Here is a 16,929-nt window from a genome sequence, read left to right on the forward strand (position 1 = left end):
CACCTCTACCCCCCCCTTGGTGGGGGTGGGGGTGGGGGGGGGGGCCCCCCCCCGGGGCCCCCCCCGCCCCCCGGGGGGGCGGGGGGGGGGCCCGCGGTCCCGGGGGCCCGCCCCCGCACCGTACGCCGCCCTACGCGTCGAAGTCGTACTCCAAGACGTAGGACGCGGAGTCCAGCGTCATCTCGTTGATCTCGACCGCGCGCCCGTCCTCGGCGAACGCGGTGCGGACGATCCGGATGACGGGCGTACCCATGGCGAGCGCGAGCCGCTCGGCCTCGTCGGCCGAAGGCATGCGGGAGCGGATCTCCTCCCGGAAACGAACGGGTCCGTGCCCCAGCTCGGCCAACCTCGCGTACGTTCCGCCCGGGCCGGTGTCGATCCCGGTGATGGCGGAGCCGGCGACCACGTCCGACGGCAGGTACGACGTCGCGAACAGCACCGGTTTCCCATCGAGCACGAAGCGGCGTCCACGAGCCCAGACCCTGGACCCCACCGGCACGTCGAGAGCTTCGGCGATGCGGCTGCCGGCTTCTTCCTCCCGCACCTCGATCCGATCGACGATGAGCTCGCGGTCTTCGGTGTCGGTGGACCAGACGGACCGGCCCGAACCCCACTCCTGCTGCGCCAACCGCTGAACGCCACGTCGTCGTAGCGGCCTGAACGTGCGGACGAAGACGCCTGCACCCTTCCGCGCCTCGACGAGCCCTTCGTTCTGAAGTACGCCGAGAGCCTGACGCGCGGTCATCCGAGCGACGTCGTAGGCGGCCATGAGGTCGTTCTCACCCGGCAGCCGGTCCCCCGGCCCGTACTCGCCCGCCTCAATGCCCGCCCTCAGCGCATCGGCGATCCGCCGGTACTTCGGCTGACTGGCCATCGCCCCGATCACTCCCTTTCCTCTCTAGACACCCTAAGGCCAGGGGTAGGACCTCGCGCTGACCCCCTCACGGCAACATCTCTAGAGATGTATTGACGTCGGGAGGCTGGATCGGCTGCAATGGTCACCTCTCTAGAGAGACCCTCGCGAGGGTGGTCTCAGATCGAGGAGTGATGCGCATGCGCCCGAATCCTGTCGAACCGAACGCCAACGACGTTCCAGCATTGACCGAGCCCAGCACGGAACTGCTTGACCGGGCGCCGGCCGGCTGGGAGCGCTTCCTCGACACCTTTGAGGGAGTGCCCGATGAATGAGCGCTACGAAGACGTGGCGCATCGACTTCTACGCCACCGCGTACGCGACGTCGCCTCCGGCGTCGAGGGAGAGCTGATGGCCGTGGTAAATGAGAACGTCTCGGACTCGCCCCTGCGCGATCACTGGATGCAGCTGGCCTACATCCGCGCTGCGTCAGGCCGCGAGTTCACTACAGCGATCGACAACGTCCAGCCCGCCGATGGCCGGCCGCGGACGCCGTCCCCGTACCCCCACCCCCGCCCTACAACCAGTCCTCCAACCGCCCTATGCGGTAGCCCTGTTCCTGGATGCTGCGGAGCATGCGCGTGGCCATCTGGGTTTCCGTCGCGCCCTTGAGTTCCGACGGGCCGCGGAAGTGGGCCAGGACGATGTCGCCCGGCCGGAGGGCGGAGCCCTCGGCGTACTGGAAGTTGTTGATCTGCATCGACGCGCGCCACAGGACGACCGAGGAGATGCCGCACTCGGCCGCGGCCTTGAGCGTGTCGTCGTTGTAGTTGCCGAACGGCGGGCGGAAGAGCGGCGGGCGTTGGCCGAAGCGCTGCTGCAGGCGGTCCTGCTGGCCGCATATCTCCCGCTTCTGCGCCGCGAAGGGCAGGGTCCGCAGGTTCGGGTGCGTCAGGGTGTGGTTGTTCACCGTGCTGCCGGAGCCGTTGTCGCGGAGCTTCTCGAAGTGTCCGTAGTCCGCGGCGGCCACGTTGTCGGTGAGGAACATGCTGATCGGCAGCTGGAGGTCGGCTGCCATCCTCAGGAACTCGGGGTCCTTCTCCGCGCCGTCGTCGAAGGTCAGGAAGACGACCTTCTCGTGCGGCGCGACGGGTATTCGGTCGACGACCGCCGCCTTGCCCGGTTCGGCCTTGGGCAGTGGGGGCTTGCGCTCCGGCTTGGGGGCGTACTGGACGGGGGCGGTCAGCCCCCACTTGCGGTACGCCTCGTCCGAGGAACGGGTGGACGAGGAGGCCCCCGCGGAGGGGGAGGCCCCGACGGACGGGGAGGCCGTGGGGGTCGCCCCGTCCTGGGTGGCCTTGCGGCCGAGCCGTTCGATGGGATCCACGCTGTTCCCGCACCCCGACAGGGAAAGCGCGAGCGCGCCGGCCATCAGCGTCCCGGCCAGCAACCGGCGCGCGCACATCACAGGTAGTCCTCCAGGCGGGCCACGGCGTACCCCTTGTCCGTGATCGTCTTCATGGCATGACGGATCATGTCAGGCATCGTGCCCTTCCAGTCCTCCCGTCCCCGGAAGTGGGTCAGGATGATGTCACCGGGGTGCAGGTCGCGGTCCCACTCCCGGTAGTCCATCCGGTTCGGGAAGGCTTCGGCGTTCCACAGCGGAACGGCCTTGATGCCGCAGGACTTCGCCGCCATGAGCGTGTCCTGGTTGTAGTTGCCGTACGGCGGGCGGAAGAGCGTGGGCCGCTTGCCGAACGTCTTCTGGATGGTGTCCTGCTGGCCGCAGATCTCCTGGCGCTGCTTCTCGTACGAGAGCGCCGGCATGTAGCGGTGGTTGAGGGTGTGGTTGTTCAAGGTGACGCCGGCGGCCTGCATCTCCTTGAAGTAGGGGTAGTTGTCGCGGACGATGTAGTCGCTGAGGAAGGCCGTGTACGGGATCTTCAGCTCCTTCATCATCCTGATGAACTCGGGGTCCTTCTCGGCGCCGTCGTCGACCGTCAGGAAGACGACCTTGTCCTCCGTCGGGACCGTCGTGAAGACGGGCGGGAGCTCCTCCTGGTCCTCGACCTCGAAGCCGTCGCGGGTGGTGATCTCCGGCTTCTCCTTCGGCCCCGGCGGGGCGACGAGGGGCGGCTTGGCCAGGCCCCACCGCTTCGCGGCGGCGATCCGGGCCTGTTGGGCGGCCTTGAGCCGGTCGGCGACGCTGCCGGCCGCGCCCGCCGCTCCGGTCCCCACCTCGGCGCCCTTGGCGGGCTTGGACTTGGCGGGCGTCTCCTGCTCCCCGGCGCCGCATCCCGTTCCGAGGGCGGCCACCAGCAGCGCGGCCGCGGCCACCCCGTACCGGCCGCGCGGACGTGCCGCGGACCGGTGACCCATGTGCGCAGTCTTTCCCTTTTGTCGTACTAGCTGCATAGCTGCGGATCTTTACATCGGGCAACCGCCCGCCCGAGCCGACACCCCGGCCGACACCACGGCCGGCCTCCCCCCTTCCACCGACTGGCCCACAATGGTGCGGTGACCCCCGAAGACTTCGCCGCGCTCCTCACCCCCGAGGGCCACGCCCTCCTCGACTCGCTCCGCGACCACGACCCCGCCCAGGAGCTGGCCCTCGCCACCCGGCTGCGCCGCGAGCACCCCGCCCCCCTGGTGTCGGCCGCGCTGGGGCAGGCCAGGCTGCGGCAGCGGGCGGTGGCGAAGTTCGGGGCCGAGGACGCGTTCCGGATGTACTTCACGCCCGGCGGCGGCGAGATGGCCACCCGCGCGCCGGTCGCCGCGTACCGCGCGAACCGGCTCGCGGAGCTCGGCGTACGCAGCGTCGCGGACCTGTGCTGCGGCATCGGCGGGGACGCCCTCGCCCTGGCCCGGCTCGGGATCCGGGTGCTGGCGGTGGACATCGACCCGCTGACGGTGGCCGTCGCGCGGGCCAATGCCGAGGCGCTGGGGCTGGCGGACCTGATCGAGGTCCGGGAGGCGGACGTGACGGACGTGGACGTGTCCGCGTACGACGCCGTGTTCATCGACCCCGCGCGCCGCGGCGGCCGCGGCCGCGTCTTCGACCCGGAGTCGTACTCGCCGCCGCTGTCCTGGGCCGTGGCCACGGCCCGGACGGCGAAGTACGCGGCCCTCAAGGTCGCCCCCGGCATTCCGCACGAGGCGGTGCCCGCGGAGGCCGAGGCGGAGTGGATCTCCGACCACGGGGACGTGAAGGAGGCCGTCCTGTGGTTCGGGACCGCTCCCGGCACCGTACGGGCCACCCTGCTGCCCGGCCCGCGCCGGTTGCACACCACCGACCCGCTTCCCGACCCGGAAGCCGGCCCGGTCGGGCGCTGGCTCTACGAGCCGGACGGGGCCGTCATCCGTGCCCACCTCGTCGCCGAGGTGGCCGAGGAACTGGACGGTCGGCTGATCGACCCGACCATCGCCTACGTCACCGCCGACGAGCTGCGCCCGACGGCGTACGCGACGGCGTACGAGATCACCGACGTGCTGCCGTTCGGCCTCAAGAAGCTGAAGGCCCTGCTGCGCGAGCGCGGGGTCGGCGTCCTGACCGTGAAGAAGCGCGGGTCGGCCGTCGAGCCGGAGGAACTGCGCAAGAAGGTGAAGCCGCAGGGGCCGAACTCCGCGACCGTGTTCCTGACGCGGGTGGCGGGAGCCCCCTCGATGCTGATCGGCTCCCCCGCCCAGCCCCCGGACGCCTGAGGCGGACCGCCGCCCCCGCCGGGAGCCGTCAGTACGCGGTGTCCCGGAGCACCGGCAGGGCCTGGCGGGCCGCCCGTACGGGGCGACCGGAGCGGGCCAGTCGGTGGTGGTGCACGCCCGCCCGGGCCAGCCCCAGCAGGCCGGTGATCCACAGGATCATGCCGAGGCCCATGAAGTAGCCGACCTCGCCGTACGTGTGCTCCCCCGGCCGCGCCGCGGCCGCGGCCCCGAAGGCCACCCAGAGCCCGGTCACCCCCAGGGCGAGCGAGCCGGCCAGCCACACCAGGCTCCGCCCGGGCGCGCGCAGCCCGCCGGCGCGGGCGGCGGGGTCCCGTACCGCTTCGACCCAGGCCCACAGCAACCGGCTGAGTTGCCGCTCCTGCCGGAACCCGCGGACGAACCAGGACCCGGCCGGTACCAGCACGCCCAGCCCGATCAGGCCGAAGACGAACCCGAAGAAGCACGAGAGCGGGTCGCCGGACGCGAAGGCGGCGACGGCCATGCCGACGAAGGTCCAGCCGATCACGAACAGCGCGGCGACGGCCCAGAGCAGCAGCAGCCGCTCCAGGCCCAGGCTGCGCCGGCTCAGGTCCGCCAGGAACCGCGCACGGTCGGCCCGTACGGCGTCCTCGTCCAGCCACTCGCGCAGGTGCGCGGGCGGCGGCGGGGGCGGGAGGTCACGGGGAGGCATGGACATGACGATAGCGTCCGCCGATACAGCCCCGGCGGAGCCCCGTTCGACCCGCGCTCCGGCCGCCGGGCGCCGGCCGCCGGGCGAAGGCCCTGGCCCGGAAGCCCCGACCCCGCACGCCCCGAGCCGCCCGCCCCGACCGGCCGGCCCTCAGCCGCCCGTGACCTCCACCGACTCGAACCGCCACCGGTGCACGGCCCGCGTGATCAGGTCGTCGGCCGGCTCCGGCAGCTGCGGCAGGTCCGCGGCCGTGCCCTCGGCGGCCTCCCACCAGGTGATGACGAGCACCCGGTCCTGGCCGGCCCGCAGCACCTCGCGGCGCACCGGTTCCCGGGCCAGCACCTGCGCGCGGGCCCACTCCAGCAGCTCGTTGCCCCGGCCCTCGGCGGCCCGGGCCTCCCACATCAGCGCGACGGTGCTCACGAGTACAGGTTGTCCTTGCTCAGCTCGTGCACGTGGTCATGATCGTGGCCGTGGCCGTGCCCGGCCGCGTGGCCGTGACCGTGGGACTCCCCCGGGACGTGCGGTTCGGTCACCGGCAGCGAGGAGTCGGCGGACAGGTCCCAGTCCGAGGCCGGTCGGTTCCGCTTGACCATCTCGGCGCCCAGCGCCGCGACCATCGCGCCGTTGTCCGTGCACAGCTTGGGCCGCGGCACGCGCAGGATGATCCCCGCGTCGTCGCAGCGTTCCTGCGCGAGCGAGCGGAGCCGGGAGTTGGCGGCGACGCCGCCGCCGATCATCAGGTGGTCGACGCCCTCGTCCTTGCAGGCGCGGATCGCCTTGCGGGTCAGCACGTCCACCACCGCTTCCTGGAAGGAGGCGGCCACGTCCCGCACCGGCACCTCCTCGCCCGCCTTCCGCTTCGCCTCGATCCAGCGGGCGACGGCCGTCTTGAGGCCGGAGAAGGAGAAGTCGTACGCCGCGTCGCGCGGCCCCGTCAGACCGCGCGGGAAGTTGATCGCCTTCGGGTCGCCCTCGCGGGCGAGCCGGTCGATGACCGGACCGCCGGGGAAGCCGAGCTGGAGCACCCGGGCGATCTTGTCGAAGGCCTCGCCGGCGGCGTCGTCGATGGTCGCGCCGAGCGGCCGGACGTCGGAGGTGATGTCCGGGGCCAGCAGCAGCGAGGAGTGGCCGCCGGACACCAGCAGCGCCATGGTCGGCTCGGGCAGCGGCCCGTGCTCCAGCTGGTCGACGCAGATGTGCGAAGCGAGGTGGTTGACCCCGTAGAGCGGCTTGCCGAGGGCGTAGGCGTACGCCTTCGCCGCGGAGACGCCCACCAGCAGCGCCCCCGCGAGGCCCGGTCCGGCGGTGACCGCGATGCCGTCGAGGTCGCGGGCGCTGACGCCCGCCTCCTTCAGGGCGCGCTCGATGGTCGGGACCATGGCCTCCAGGTGGGCCCGGGAGGCGACCTCGGGCACGACGCCGCCGAAGCGGGCGTGCTCGTCGACGCTCGACGCGATCGCGTCCGCGAGCAGGGTCGTGCCGCGGACGACGCCGACGCCGGTCTCGTCGCAGGAGGTCTCGATGCCGAGGACGAGAGGTTCGTCAGCCATTGCTCTCACTGCTCTCAGTTCGTGCTTGTGCGGGGTCGGTCAGTCGCATCACGAGCGCGTCGACGTTCCCGGGCTGGTAGTAGCCCCGGCGGAAGCCGATCGGTTCGAAGCCGAAGCGCTCGTAGAGCCGCTGGGCGCGGGTGTTGTCGACCCGGACCTCCAGCAGCACCTCGGCGCATTCGAAGGCGGTCGCGGCGCGCAGCAGTTCGGACAGCAGCCGGGCGCCGAGGCCGGTGCCCCACTGCTCGCGGGCGACCGCGATGGTCTGTACGTCGGCCAGGTCACCGGCGGAGGCCAGCCCGGCGTAGCCGGCGAGCCGGCCGGTCGCCGGGTCCTCGGCGACGACGTAGCGGCGGGTGGCCTGCGGGCCGCGCGCGTGGGCGAGTTCGGACCAGAACATGCCGGCGGACCAGGCGTCGTCGGGGAAGAGCTCGTGTTCCAGCTCCAGCACCGGGTCGATGTCCCACCAGCGCATCTCGCGCAGCGCGGGGGTCTCGGGGGTCACTTCGGGGTGACCACCTTGTAGTTCTTGGGCACCTGGGCGTCGGGCCGGCGCAGGTAGAGCGGGGTGGGCGGGAGGAACTCCGCGCCCGCCGCGAGCCGTTCGGTGGCCAGCGCCGCGAGGGAGGCGGCCGACTGGTGTTCGGGGGCGCGGGCGTCCGTGAACACCTCGGGGTAGAGGTGGGCGCCCTGGCCCACGGCGGGCAGTCCGGCGACGCGCTCGGCGATGTCGGCCGGGCGGTCCACGGCGGGCTCGCCGGTCCGGGTGCGGGGGTCCTCGTACCGGGCCCAGTAGACCTCCTTGCGCCGCGCGTCGGTGGCGACGGTGAAGGGGCCCTCGATGCCGGCGGCGCCCGCGGCGTACGCGAGTCCGTCGAGGGTGCACAGGCCGTGGACCGGGACGCCGAGGACGGAGGCGAAGGTGGAGGCGGTGACGAGGCCGACGCGGAGCCCGGTGTAGGGGCCGGGGCCGACGCCGACGACGATGCCGGTGACGGCTTCGAGCTTCACCCCGGCCTCGGCGAGGACCTTGTCGACGGAGGGCAGCAGGAGCTCCCCGTGACGGCGGGCGTCGACCTGGTTCGATTCGGCGAGGACGGACTCCCCGTCGTGCAGGGCGACGGTGACGGCGGGCGTGGCGGTATCTACAGCGAGCAAGAGCACGCGAACAGCCTACGACTCCCGGGCCCCCGGGCCTTGCGGCCGGGGCGTCGGACGGTCCTGCTGCTACCTTTCGACCGGGGTCATCGCACCCCGGATCCGGACGCAGGTCCACACACAGGCGCGGAGAGGTGGAGCAAGGTGGCACGCAGCAGCTCGGGAATCGTGGCCGGGCTCACGGTCGCGGCGATCGCCGCCGTCGGGTTCCTCGGCTACCAGGCCTCGGCGACCGCACCCGCGCTCCCCCCGAAGGCGGCCCCGTCCGCTCCGGCGACGCCCGCCCCCGACCAGGCGCAGGCCCCGCAGCCGGCGAAGCCGGGGGCCCTGCCGGCCGACTCCGGGGCCGGTGCGCGCGTCGTGTACTCGCTGGCCCAGAAGCGGGTCTGGCTGGTCACGGAGGGCGGCGCGGAGCCGCGGACCTTCACGGTGATGCCGAGCACGGTGAACCCGCCGCCCGGCAGCTACGCCGTCACCTCGCGCTCGGGTTCGGTCACCGGCACCGACGGGGTGCCGATCGAGCACGTGGTGCGGTTCACCAGCAGCGACGGCATCGCGGTGGGCTTCAGCGCCCGCGTGGACGGTGCGACGCCGGCGCCGGACGCGGGGAAGAGGACCGGCGGCATCCGCATGGCGCGCGCCGACGGCGACGCGATGTGGGCGTTCGCGACGATCGGCGCGAAGATCGTCGTCGTTCCCTGACCCGACGCCTTCCGACCGCGCCGCCGGGCGCTCCCGGCGACTCCCGCCGCGTTTTCACCCGTACGTGGGTATCAGGCCGCTTCCGACTCCGGGGCGGCCTGTTCCGCGTGCGCCGCGGGCGCGGCGCCGTCCCGCGGCGCCTCCGGGGCCCGACCGCGCCACGAGGGCGGGGTCGAGACCGCCGTGGCGGCCGCGCCCGCCGCGAGCAGGACCCGCATGGGCACGACGGACGCTCGCTCTGCTCCTGCTGCCGACATGGCTGCCTCCTGGACCCGGGACACCGTACTTAGGTAAACCTAACCAGTGCTGGATACCATGTGACCACGCAGCCCACCGCCGGCGCAATGTTTTCCCGACGACTTGTCGGTACCTTTTTCCGCGCGGGTCCCCCGAAGGTGCGGGGACCCGCCGCGCGGGCCGCTCCTACAGCGGCCCGGCCAGCCCCGTCAGCCCCGCGCCGGCCCAGCGCGCGCCGACGCCGCGCACCGCGACCTCGCGTACGTCGTCCAGGACCTCCTCGTGGCCGACCGCGCGGCCGATCACCACGTGCAGCCGGTCGTCGGACAGCTCCTCCACCTTGCCGTCGCCCCACTCGACGACGACGACGGACTCGGGCAGCGAGACGTCGAGGTCCAGGTCCTCCATCTCGTCGAGCCCGCCGCCGAGCCGGTACGCGTCCACGTGCACCAGCGCCGGTCCGTCGGCCAGGGGCGGGTGCACCCGGGCGATCACGAAGGTCGGGGAGGTCACCGCCCCGCGCACGCCGAGCCCCTCGCCGAGGCCGCGGGTCAGGGTGGTCTTGCCCGCGCCGAGTTCGCCGGTCAGCAGGACGAGGTCGCCGGGGCGCAGCAGGCCGGCGATCCTGCGGCCCAACTCCTGCATGGAGGCGGGCGAGTCGACGGTGATCAGGGCTTCGGCGGCGGTTTCGGCGAGGACCTCAGCGGCCGGGCTGCGCGGCGCTTCCCGCGGTACTTCTTCCATCATGCGTCCCAACGGTAGCCGCTGCGGGCAGGGCCCCCGCGCGCGCCAGCAGGTCGGTCAGCAGCCCGGTCACGATCTCGGGGCGCTCCAGCATCATCAGGTGCCCGGTGTTCTCCAGGACCACCAGTTCGGCGGCCGGCAGCGTCTCCTTGATGGCCACACTGTGCTCGGGCGGGGTGATCATGTCGCGGTCCGCGGCGATGACGGTGACGGGGACGTCCGCGAACCGCTGGAGCGCGACCGTCTTGTCGTGGGTCTGGAACGCCGGGTAGAACGCGGCGACGACGTCGATCGGGGTCGCCTCGATCAGCCGCTCGGCGAACCGGGCGACGCCGGGGTCCACGTCCCGGGAGCCGAACGAGTACATCTTGATCATGCCCGCGAAGAGGTCGGCGGTGGCCCGCCGGCCCCGCTCCACCAGCTCGGTCTGCGTGCCGAGGGCCCGCAGCACGCCGGGGAGCACGCGGCGGACGGCGCCCAGGCCGTACGCGGGCAGCCCGTACGTCACCTCGTCGAGCCGGCCGCCGGAGGTGCCGACGAGCGCCACCCCGACGACGCGTTCGCGCACCAGGTCGGGGAACTGCTCGGCGAGCGCCATGACGGTCATGCCGCCCATGGAGTGGCCGACGAGGACGAGCGGGCCCTCGGGGGCGGCGGCGTCGATGACGGCCTTCAGGTCCCGGCCGAGCTGCTCGATGGTCACGGGCACGCCTTCGGCCTGGGCGACGCCGCGCCCGCTGCGGCCGTGGCTGCGCTGGTCCCAGTAGACGGCGCGGACGACCCCGCGCAGGGCGGCGCGCTGGAAGTGCCAGGAGTCCTGGCCGAGGCAGTAACCGTGGCAGAAGACGACGGTGGCGCCGGGGGCGGCCGGCCGGCGGGTGCGCCGCTTCTTGTCGTCGAGGGCCTGCCCGTCGGGCAGTTCGTCGCTCTCCCAGTACAGCTCGGTGCCGTCCTCGGCCCGGCAGGTGCCCTCGGTGCCGCGCAGGGAGCCGTAGTCGCCGGCCGCGTCGAGCGCGAGGCGGGCCTTCATCCGCAGGCCGCGGCCGACGGTGATCCGTTCGACGGCGACGCCGGCCGCCGCGCCCGCCGCCAGCACGCCGATGGCCGCGCCGGCCCAGCCGGCCTTGCGCCAGTTCTCGCTCATGCCGTCGCCGTCCTCACTCAGCCGCCCAGGTACACCCGGGGGACCCGGCCTCCGATACGGGTGACGATCTCATACCCGATCGTATGCGCCGCTCGAGCCCAGTCCTCGGCGGTGGGTTCGCCCCGTTCGGCGTCGCCGAACAGGACGACCTCGTCGCCGGCGCGGACCTCGGCGGCCGCGGGGTCGGAGCCGAGGTCGACGACGAACTGGTCCATGGCGATCCGCCCGGCCGCCCGGTGGATCCGGCCGCCGACCAGGACGGGCCCGGCGTCGGAGGCGTTGCGCGGGAAGCCGTCGGCGTACCCGGCGGGGATCAGCGCGAGCGTCGTGTCGGACGCGGTGACGTGGTGGTGGCCGTAGCTGACGCCGTGCCCGGCGGGGACCGTCTTGACCAGGGCGACGGACGCCCTGACGGTCATGGCGGGGCGCAGGCCCAGCTGGGCTGGGGTGCCGAGTTCGGGCGCGGGCGAGACGCCGTAGACGGCGAGGCCGGGGCGCACGAGGTCGAAGTGGCTCTCGGGGAGGGTGAGCGTGGCCGGGGAGTTGGCGATGTGCCGGACCTCGGGGTCCACGCCCTCCTTCTCCGCGTACGCGAGCATGTCGCGGAAGGCGGTGAGCTGGAGCTGGATGGACGGGTGGCCGGGCTCGTCCGCGCAGGCGAAGTGCGACCAGACGCCGGTGACCTGGACGGTGCCCTCGGCCTGCGCGGCGACGGCGGCGCCGACGAGTTCCGCCCAGTCGGCCGGCTGGCAGCCGCCCCGGCCGAGGCCGGTGTCGGCCTTGAGCTGGACGCGGGCGGGGCGGCCGGCGGCACGGGCCGCGGCGCGCACCTCGTCCAGGGCCCACATCGCGCTGACGGACACGTCGATGTCGGCCTCGATGGCCTCCCGCCAGGGGCCGCCCGGGGTCCACAGCCAGCACAGGACGGGTCCCCCGATGCCGGCGGCGCGCAGTTCGAGGGCTTCCTCGGGGGTGGCGGTCCCGAGCCAGTCGGCGCCGGCCTCCTGGGCCGCGCGGGCGCAGGGGACGGCCCCGTGCCCGTAGGCGTTCGCCTTGACGACGGCCATCAGCCGGGAACGGGGCGCCCGCGCGCGCAGGGCGCGGACGTTCTCCCGTACTGCGTCGAGGTCGATCTCGGCGTACACGCGCGTCGGAGTCTCGTTCATCGGGGTCAGTCTCTCAGAACCGCCCCGTACCGCCCGCCCCGCACCGGCCGCGGCAGGGGGCCAATCCGGCGCTCCGGGGCAAACCACCGCCCCACCGGCCGGGCACCCGTCAGCGCAGGACGTCGCGCCAGGCGTCGGGCAGGGCGTGCGCCACCTCGTGGGCCGTCACCGGGGCCCCGGCGGCGGCCCGCCGGCCGGCCAGGCCGTGCAGGTACGCCGCCACCGACCCGGCGTCGACCCCGCCGAGCCCGGCCGCGAGCAGCGATCCGGCCAACCCCGACAGCACGTCACCGCTCCCGGCGGTGGCCAGCCAGGGGGTCCCGGTCGGGTTGGCCCGTACGGGGGCCGCGTCGGCGGCGACCAGCGTCGTCGACCCCTTCAGCAGCACGCTCGCCCCGTACCGCGCGGCCAGGGCCCGTACGGAGCCCAGCCGGCCCGCCTCGACCGCCGCCCGGTCCACCCCGAGCAGGGCCGCGGCCTCGCCCGCGTGCGGGGTCAGCAGGGTCGCCGCCCGGCGGGCGCGGACCACGGCCGGGTCCAGTCCGCGCAGCCCGTCGGCGTCGACGAGCACGGCCGCGTCCCGGTCGGCCAGGGCCTCGGCGACGTCCGCGCCCCGCCCGTCGCCGATGCCCGGCCCGACCACCCACGCCTGCACCCGGCCGCGGCCGATCAGGGTCTCCGGGTACCGGGCGAGCACGGCCTCCGCGACGGCCGGCGGCCCCACGTAGCGCACCGCGCCGGCGCCGCCGCGCAGGGCCCCGGCGACGGCCAGCACCGCCGCGCCCGGGTAGCGGTCGGACCCGGCGACGATGCCGACGACGCCCCGCCGGTACTTGTCGCTGGACGCCGTCGGGGCGGGCAGCAGCCGGGCCACGTCGGCGTGTTGGAGGGCCTCCAGGTCCGGGTCGGGCAGCTCCAGCCCGATGTCGACGAGCCGTACGGCGCCGGCCCGCGAGGCCCCCGGGTCGATGAGCAGCCCGGGCTTGTACGCCCCGAAGGTGACCGTGACGGCGGCCGTGACGGCCGGGCCGGCCGTCTCCCCGGTGTCCGCGTCGACCCCGCTGGGCAGGTCGGCGGCGACGACGAGCGCCCCCTCGGGCACCCGCTCCACGAGCGCGGCGGCGGCCGGTCGCAGCCCGCCGCGGCCGCCGATGCCGAGCAGCCCGTCCACGACGAGGTCCGCCCGCGCCGGAACGCCGTCGGCGACCCGTCCGCCGGCTGCCAGCAGCGCGGCCAGCCCGCCCGGGTGCACCCGCCGCGGGTCCATCGGCACGGCCGTCACCCCGGCGCCGCGCCGGGCCAGGCGGGCGCCGGCGTACAACGCGTCGCCGCCGTTGTCGCCACAGCCGACCAGCAGCACGACCTTCGCCCCGTAGACCCGGCCGCGGCGGCGGGTGAGCAGGCCCGCGCAGACGACGGCCAGTCCGGCCGCCGCCCGGGCCATCAGGGCGCCTTCGGGCAACCGGGCCATCAGCTCCCGCTCGGCGGCCCGTACGGTCTCCACGCTGTAAGCAGTACGCATGTCCACCAGCCTGCCCCAGGAAAGGCGCTAGGCCTCGGCGATCACCACCGCAGACGCGATACCGGCGTCGTGGCTCAGCGAGATGTGCCAGGACGTCACGCCGAGGGCCGCGGCCCGTGCGGCGACCGTGCCGCGCACCCGCAGCCGGGGCTGTCCCGTGTCCTCCACGTACACCTCGGCGTCGGTCCACAGCAGCCCGGCGGGCGCGCCGAGGGCCTTGGCGAGGGCTTCCTTGGCGGCGAAGCGGGCGGCGAGCGAGGCGGTTCCGCGTCGCTCGCCGCTCGGCAGCGTCAGCTCGGATTCGAGGAAGAGGCGGTGCGCCATGTTCGGCGTGCGCTCCAGCGCGGCGCCGAACCGCTCGATCTCGGCCACGTCGATCCCCACACCGACAATCACAGCAATGAACCAGCCCTACTGATCGCTCACTCCACGGTCACCGACTTGGCGAGGTTACGCGGCTGGTCGACCTCGTTGCCGCGCGCGGTCGCCAGTTCGCAGGCGAACACCTGGAGCGGCACGGTCGCCACCAGCGGCTGGAGCAGCGTGGGCGTCGCCGGGATCCGGATCAGGTGGTCGGCGTACGGGACGACGGCCTCGTCGCCCTCCTCCGCGATCACGATGGTGCGCGCCCCGCGGGCCCGGATCTCCTGGATGTTCGACACGATCTTGTCGTGGAGCACGGACCGGCCGCGCGGGGACGGTACGACCACGACCACCGGCAGGTCCTGTTCGATCAGCGCGATCGGCCCGTGCTTGAGCTCGCCCGCCGCGAAGCCCTCGGCGTGCATGTACGCGAGTTCCTTGAGCTTGAGCGCGCCTTCCAGCGCCACCGGGTAGCCGACGTGCCGGCCGAGGAACAGCACGGTGTTCTTGTCGGCGAGGGAGCGCGCGAGGGCCCGTACGGGTTCCATCGTCTCCAGCACGGTGTCCACGGCGGCGGCGATGTCCGACAGCTCCCGGATCACCGCCCGGATCTCGTCGCCCCACTTGGTGCCGCGGACCTGGCCGAGGTAGAGCGCGACGAGGTAACAGGCCACCAGCTGCGTCAGGAACGCCTTGGTGGAGGCGACGGCGACCTCGGGGCCGGCGTGCGTGTAGAGCACGGCGTCCGATTCGCGCGGGATCGTGGAGCCGTTGGTGTTGCAGACGGCCAGCACCTTGGCGCCCTGCTCGCGGGCGTGCCGCAGCGCCATCAGGGTGTCCATGGTCTCGCCGGACTGCGAGATCGCGATGACGAGGGTCCGCTGGTCGAGGATCGGGTCGCGGTAGCGGAACTCGCTGGCGAGTTCGGTCTCGCAGGGGATGCGGGTCCAGTGCTCGATGGCGAGCTTGGCGATCATCCCCGCGTGGTAGGCCGTGCCGCAGGCCACGATGACGACCTTGTCGACCTCGCGGAGCACCGAGGTGGGGATGCGGACCTCGTCGAGGGTCAGCAGGCCGTTGCCGTCGATGCGGCCGAGGAGGGTGTCGGCGACCGCCTTGGGCTGCTCGGCGATCTCCTTGAGCATGAAGTAGTCGTAGCCGCCCTTCTCGGCGGCGGAGGCGTCCCAGTCGACGTGGTAGGCCCGCACTTCGGCCGGCGCGCCGTCGAAGTCGGTGACCACGACCCCGTCGCGGCGCAGTTCGACGACCTGGTCCTGGCCGAGTTCGATCGCGGCGCGGGTGTGCGCGATGAAGGCGGCGACGTCCGAGGCGAGGAAGTTCTCCCCCTCGCCGACGCCCACCACCAGCGGGGAGTTGCGGCGGGCGCCGACGACGACGTCCGGCTGGTCGGCGTGCACCGCGACCAGGGTGAAGGCGCCCTGGAGCCGCCGGCAGACGCGGCGCATGGATTCGGCGAGGTCCCCGTGGACGGCGAACTGCTCGGCGAGCAGGTGCGCGACGACCTCGGTGTCGGTCTCGGACTCCAGCCGGTGCCCGCGCTCGGTCAGTTCGCCGCGCAGTTCGGCGAAGTTCTCGATGATGCCGTTGTGGACGACGGCCACCCGGCCGGAGTTGTCCAGATGGGGATGGGCGTTGACGTCGGTGGGCCCACCGTGGGTGGCCCACCGGGTGTGCCCGAGGCCGGTGGAGCCGACCGGCAGGGGCTGCCCGACGAGTTCCTTCTCCAGGTTGACGAGCTTGCCGGCCTTCTTGACGTTGGCGAGTTCCCCGTCGGCGAGCACGGCGATGCCCGCCGAGTCGTAGCCGCGGTACTCCAGCCGCTTCAGTCCGGCGATGACCACATCGAGCGCCGATTGCGCTCCTACGTAACCCACAATTCCGCACATAGGCGGCAGCGTACGCCGATGTCGGCCCCGTGCCCCGTACCCGAACAGGACGAAAACCCCGCTCCGGTGAATCCACCGGAACGGGGTCGACGACCTGTTCGAACGCGGGCGCCCGGTCGGGCGCCGGCGGGTCAGCCCAGCTTCTTGACCTGCGCGTCGACGACGGTCTTCGGCTGCTCGGCCTTCAGGCCCCAGGTGTAGAAGGTGGCCAGCGTGTTGCCCTTGCGCACCACCACGAAGTGGGTGGCGGACTTGTCGCCGTCCTCCAGGTCCATGGGCGCGGCGTAGGACACGGCCTCGTCGCCACCGGTGACGGCGGTGCCCGGGGCGACGGCGCCGAACTTCACCTTGTCGCCGTCCGAGGTGACGGTGAAACCGGCGGCGCAGGCGGTGGCCGCGGTCTTCACCGCGGCGAGGGCCTCCTCGGCGCCCTTGCCGTCGTACGAGGTGACGGTCACCAGCGTCTGGGAGCCGCCGATCGCCTTCAGCGCGGCCTCGACCTTCTCCTCGGCGGTGGCGCTCGCCGGCAGCTCCTTGGGCTTCTCCTTGGAGCCGGTGCGGCCGAGGCCACTGGCCGCGCCGGGCTTCTGCGACGCCATGATCTGGACCAGCGGCTTGCAGGCGGCGTTGTCGGCCTCGGCCGGCATCGCGACGACCTTGGCGGCGCTCTCGGCCGAGACGATCTGGTCCGCGAGGTCGGCCTGGGTGACGACCAGGGCCGCCACCTCGGCGTCCGTCCGGCCCTTCGCGGCGGGCGCCGAGGACGCCGCGCCACTGGCGGCCGCCGACGGCTTGGCGTCCGTCTTGGCGTCGGAGTCACCCGAACCGCAGGCGGTGACCAGCAGGCCCAGGGACACCGCGGAAGCGGTCAGGACGGTACGACGGACGAGTGCGGTACGCACGATGGTTCTCCCCCATGGATCACGACGAGCAGCAGGGCAGCCCGAGCGGCGCCCCGCCGGGCGGGGCGTGCGTCAAGGCCGCGATGACGATCAATGTACGGGCGCCGGTCGATCAAGCGATCGGGATCGCGGCGCGCCCCGGCAATCGTGATGCTGCCGAGACGTCCCGGGGCTCCGATCGACACCTGCTCGCGCACAACCCCGCGCACTTCCCCCGAAACCGTGTCTGACCTGCCCCGATCCGTCCCGTACCGGGCGACGTGACCGACCCCACCACCCACGGAC

Annotated in this window: 20 protein-coding genes and 1 pseudogene; 5 read left to right on the top strand and 16 right to left on the bottom strand. The window is 73.5% G+C overall.

The features are described from left to right. Positions 1-130: 130 nt before the first annotated feature. Positions 131-874, bottom strand: coding sequence for a GntR family transcriptional regulator (locus tag ACZ4XJ_RS29865; RefSeq protein WP_468498012.1), 744 nt, complete (start codon positions 872-874; stop codon positions 131-133). A gap of 179 nt (positions 875-1,053) precedes the next feature. Here ACZ4XJ_RS29865 and ACZ4XJ_RS29870 point away from each other — a divergent pair, with 179 nt between their 5' ends. Both ACZ4XJ_RS29870 and ACZ4XJ_RS29875 read left to right on the top strand, forming a co-directional pair. Further along, positions 1,054-1,188 (top strand): hypothetical protein, encoded by a 135-nt coding sequence (locus tag ACZ4XJ_RS29870; RefSeq protein ID WP_362882713.1) that lies wholly within the window; start codon positions 1,054-1,056, stop codon positions 1,186-1,188. After that, positions 1,181-1,405 (top strand): annotated as a pseudogene (locus ACZ4XJ_RS29875) (hypothetical protein); the annotation flags it as partial. The gene ACZ4XJ_RS29870 and the pseudogene ACZ4XJ_RS29875, both read left to right, overlap by 8 nt. 25 nt (positions 1,406-1,430) lie before the next feature. Here the strand turns inward: ACZ4XJ_RS29875 and ACZ4XJ_RS29880 are convergent. Beyond that, complete coding sequence (locus tag ACZ4XJ_RS29880) at positions 1,431-2,318, bottom strand: polysaccharide deacetylase family protein (protein ID WP_468498013.1); 888 nt, start codon at positions 2,316-2,318, stop codon at positions 1,431-1,433. Next, the gene (locus tag ACZ4XJ_RS29885; protein ID WP_468498014.1) at positions 2,318-3,268 is read right to left on the bottom strand and encodes a polysaccharide deacetylase family protein; all 951 of its coding nucleotides are present in this window, start codon (positions 3,266-3,268) and stop codon (positions 2,318-2,320) included. The genes ACZ4XJ_RS29880 and ACZ4XJ_RS29885 overlap by 1 nt, the downstream gene beginning before the upstream one ends. Positions 3,269-3,370: 102 nt before the next feature. Between ACZ4XJ_RS29885 and ACZ4XJ_RS29890 the strand changes: the two genes are divergently transcribed. Next, positions 3,371-4,555, top strand: a complete 1,185-nt coding sequence (locus ACZ4XJ_RS29890) for a class I SAM-dependent methyltransferase (protein WP_468498015.1) — start codon at positions 3,371-3,373, stop codon at positions 4,553-4,555. A 28-nt stretch (positions 4,556-4,583) separates the two neighbouring features. On the opposite strand, the gene ACZ4XJ_RS29895 is transcribed toward ACZ4XJ_RS29890, so the two are convergent. The 5 genes from ACZ4XJ_RS29895 to tsaB all read right to left on the bottom strand — a co-directional run bounded on the left by ACZ4XJ_RS29895 (position 4,584) and on the right by tsaB (position 7,963). Next, positions 4,584-5,252 carry a hypothetical protein gene (locus tag ACZ4XJ_RS29895; RefSeq protein ID WP_468498016.1) on the bottom strand — a complete coding sequence of 223 codons (669 nt, stop codon included), beginning with the start codon at positions 5,250-5,252 and terminating at the stop codon, positions 4,584-4,586. A gap of 144 nt (positions 5,253-5,396) precedes the next feature. Then, positions 5,397-5,669: a hypothetical protein gene (locus ACZ4XJ_RS29900; RefSeq protein ID WP_362882706.1), complete on the bottom strand. Its 273-nt coding sequence runs from the start codon at positions 5,667-5,669 to the stop codon at positions 5,397-5,399. Beyond that, positions 5,666-6,799, bottom strand: coding sequence for a tRNA (adenosine(37)-N6)-threonylcarbamoyltransferase complex transferase subunit TsaD (tsaD, locus tag ACZ4XJ_RS29905; protein ID WP_362882704.1), 1,134 nt, complete (start codon positions 6,797-6,799; stop codon positions 5,666-5,668). The genes ACZ4XJ_RS29900 and tsaD overlap by 4 nt, the downstream gene beginning before the upstream one ends. Then, positions 6,792-7,274 (bottom strand): ribosomal protein S18-alanine N-acetyltransferase, encoded by a 483-nt coding sequence (gene rimI, locus ACZ4XJ_RS29910; protein WP_383989250.1) that lies wholly within the window; start codon positions 7,272-7,274, stop codon positions 6,792-6,794. Before rimI ends, tsaD begins: the two co-directional genes overlap by 8 nt. Before the next feature lie 26 nt (positions 7,275-7,300). After that, on the bottom strand, positions 7,301-7,963 hold the full coding sequence (gene tsaB / locus ACZ4XJ_RS29915; RefSeq protein WP_468498017.1) for a tRNA (adenosine(37)-N6)-threonylcarbamoyltransferase complex dimerization subunit type 1 TsaB: 663 nt from the start codon (positions 7,961-7,963) through the stop codon (positions 7,301-7,303). A 138-nt stretch (positions 7,964-8,101) separates the two neighbouring features. On the opposite strand from tsaB, the gene ACZ4XJ_RS29920 reads away from it, so the two are divergent. Next, positions 8,102-8,659, top strand: coding sequence for a L,D-transpeptidase (locus tag ACZ4XJ_RS29920; RefSeq protein WP_468498018.1), 558 nt, complete (start codon positions 8,102-8,104; stop codon positions 8,657-8,659). Between the two features lie 71 nt (positions 8,660-8,730). On the opposite strand, the gene ACZ4XJ_RS29925 is transcribed toward ACZ4XJ_RS29920, so the two are convergent. The 8 genes from ACZ4XJ_RS29925 to ACZ4XJ_RS29960 form a co-directional block, all read right to left on the bottom strand. Then, positions 8,731-8,916, bottom strand: a complete 186-nt coding sequence (locus tag ACZ4XJ_RS29925; protein ID WP_383989097.1) for a hypothetical protein — start codon at positions 8,914-8,916, stop codon at positions 8,731-8,733. 166 nt (positions 8,917-9,082) lie between these two features. Then, positions 9,083-9,640 carry a tRNA (adenosine(37)-N6)-threonylcarbamoyltransferase complex ATPase subunit type 1 TsaE gene (gene tsaE / locus ACZ4XJ_RS29930; protein ID WP_383989247.1) on the bottom strand — a complete coding sequence of 186 codons (558 nt, stop codon included), beginning with the start codon at positions 9,638-9,640 and terminating at the stop codon, positions 9,083-9,085. Then, positions 9,597-10,784, bottom strand: a complete 1,188-nt coding sequence (locus tag ACZ4XJ_RS29935; protein ID WP_362882696.1) for an alpha/beta fold hydrolase — start codon at positions 10,782-10,784, stop codon at positions 9,597-9,599. The genes tsaE and ACZ4XJ_RS29935 overlap by 44 nt, the downstream gene beginning before the upstream one ends. A 17-nt stretch (positions 10,785-10,801) precedes the next feature. Beyond that, entirely contained in the window at positions 10,802-11,950 is a 1,149-nt protein-coding gene (alr, locus tag ACZ4XJ_RS29940; protein WP_362882694.1) for an alanine racemase, read from the bottom strand. Between the two features lie 109 nt (positions 11,951-12,059). After that, entirely contained in the window at positions 12,060-13,472 is a 1,413-nt protein-coding gene (locus ACZ4XJ_RS29945; protein ID WP_362882693.1) for an NAD(P)H-hydrate dehydratase, read from the bottom strand. 27 nt (positions 13,473-13,499) lie between these two features. Next, positions 13,500-13,868 (bottom strand): holo-ACP synthase, encoded by a 369-nt coding sequence (locus ACZ4XJ_RS29950; RefSeq protein ID WP_362882691.1) that lies wholly within the window; start codon positions 13,866-13,868, stop codon positions 13,500-13,502. Between the two features lie 26 nt (positions 13,869-13,894). Continuing rightward, positions 13,895-15,742, bottom strand: coding sequence for a glutamine--fructose-6-phosphate transaminase (isomerizing) (glmS, locus tag ACZ4XJ_RS29955; RefSeq protein WP_362882690.1), 1,848 nt, complete (start codon positions 15,740-15,742; stop codon positions 13,895-13,897). Positions 15,743-15,873: 131 nt separating this feature from the next. Continuing rightward, positions 15,874-16,644, bottom strand: a complete 771-nt coding sequence (locus ACZ4XJ_RS29960; protein ID WP_362882688.1) for a hypothetical protein — start codon at positions 16,642-16,644, stop codon at positions 15,874-15,876. A gap of 14 nt (positions 16,645-16,658) precedes the next feature. On the opposite strand from ACZ4XJ_RS29960, the gene ACZ4XJ_RS29965 reads away from it, so the two are divergent. Further along, positions 16,659-16,874, top strand: a complete 216-nt coding sequence (locus ACZ4XJ_RS29965) for a hypothetical protein (RefSeq protein WP_468498019.1) — start codon at positions 16,659-16,661, stop codon at positions 16,872-16,874. Positions 16,875-16,929: the final 55 nt, after the last annotated feature.

This window comes from Streptomyces sp. NPDC029836 (assembly GCF_055574495.1).

What these genes read in the sequence shown, in the direction of transcription:
- ACZ4XJ_RS29865 (WP_468498012.1), bottom strand. Translation starts at nt 874, where the DNA reads ATGGCCAGTCAGCCGAAGTACCGGCGGATCGCCGATGCGCTGAGGGCG.
- ACZ4XJ_RS29870 (WP_362882713.1), top strand. Translation starts at nt 1,054, where the DNA reads ATGCGCCCGAATCCTGTCGAACCGAACGCCAACGACGTTCCAGCATTG.
- ACZ4XJ_RS29880 (WP_468498013.1), bottom strand. Translation starts at nt 2,318, where the DNA reads ATGTGCGCGCGCCGGTTGCTGGCCGGGACGCTGATGGCCGGCGCGCTC.
- ACZ4XJ_RS29885 (WP_468498014.1), bottom strand. Translation starts at nt 3,268, where the DNA reads ATGCAGCTAGTACGACAAAAGGGAAAGACTGCGCACATGGGTCACCGG.
- ACZ4XJ_RS29895 (WP_468498016.1), bottom strand. Translation starts at nt 5,252, where the DNA reads ATGTCCATGCCTCCCCGTGACCTCCCGCCCCCGCCGCCGCCCGCGCAC.
- tsaD (WP_362882704.1), bottom strand. Translation starts at nt 6,799, where the DNA reads ATGGCTGACGAACCTCTCGTCCTCGGCATCGAGACCTCCTGCGACGAG.
- rimI (WP_383989250.1), bottom strand. Translation starts at nt 7,274, where the DNA reads ATGCGCTGGTGGGACATCGACCCGGTGCTGGAGCTGGAACACGAGCTC.
- ACZ4XJ_RS29925 (WP_383989097.1), bottom strand. Translation starts at nt 8,916, where the DNA reads ATGTCGGCAGCAGGAGCAGAGCGAGCGTCCGTCGTGCCCATGCGGGTC.
- tsaE (WP_383989247.1), bottom strand. Translation starts at nt 9,640, where the DNA reads ATGGAAGAAGTACCGCGGGAAGCGCCGCGCAGCCCGGCCGCTGAGGTC.
- ACZ4XJ_RS29935 (WP_362882696.1), bottom strand. Translation starts at nt 10,784, where the DNA reads ATGAGCGAGAACTGGCGCAAGGCCGGCTGGGCCGGCGCGGCCATCGGC.
- alr (WP_362882694.1), bottom strand. Translation starts at nt 11,950, where the DNA reads ATGAACGAGACTCCGACGCGCGTGTACGCCGAGATCGACCTCGACGCA.
- ACZ4XJ_RS29945 (WP_362882693.1), bottom strand. Translation starts at nt 13,472, where the DNA reads ATGCGTACTGCTTACAGCGTGGAGACCGTACGGGCCGCCGAGCGGGAG.
- glmS (WP_362882690.1), bottom strand. Translation starts at nt 15,742, where the DNA reads ATGTGCGGAATTGTGGGTTACGTAGGAGCGCAATCGGCGCTCGATGTG.
- ACZ4XJ_RS29965 (WP_468498019.1), top strand. Translation starts at nt 16,659, where the DNA reads ATGGATCACGACGAGCAGCAGGGCAGCCCGAGCGGCGCCCCGCCGGGC.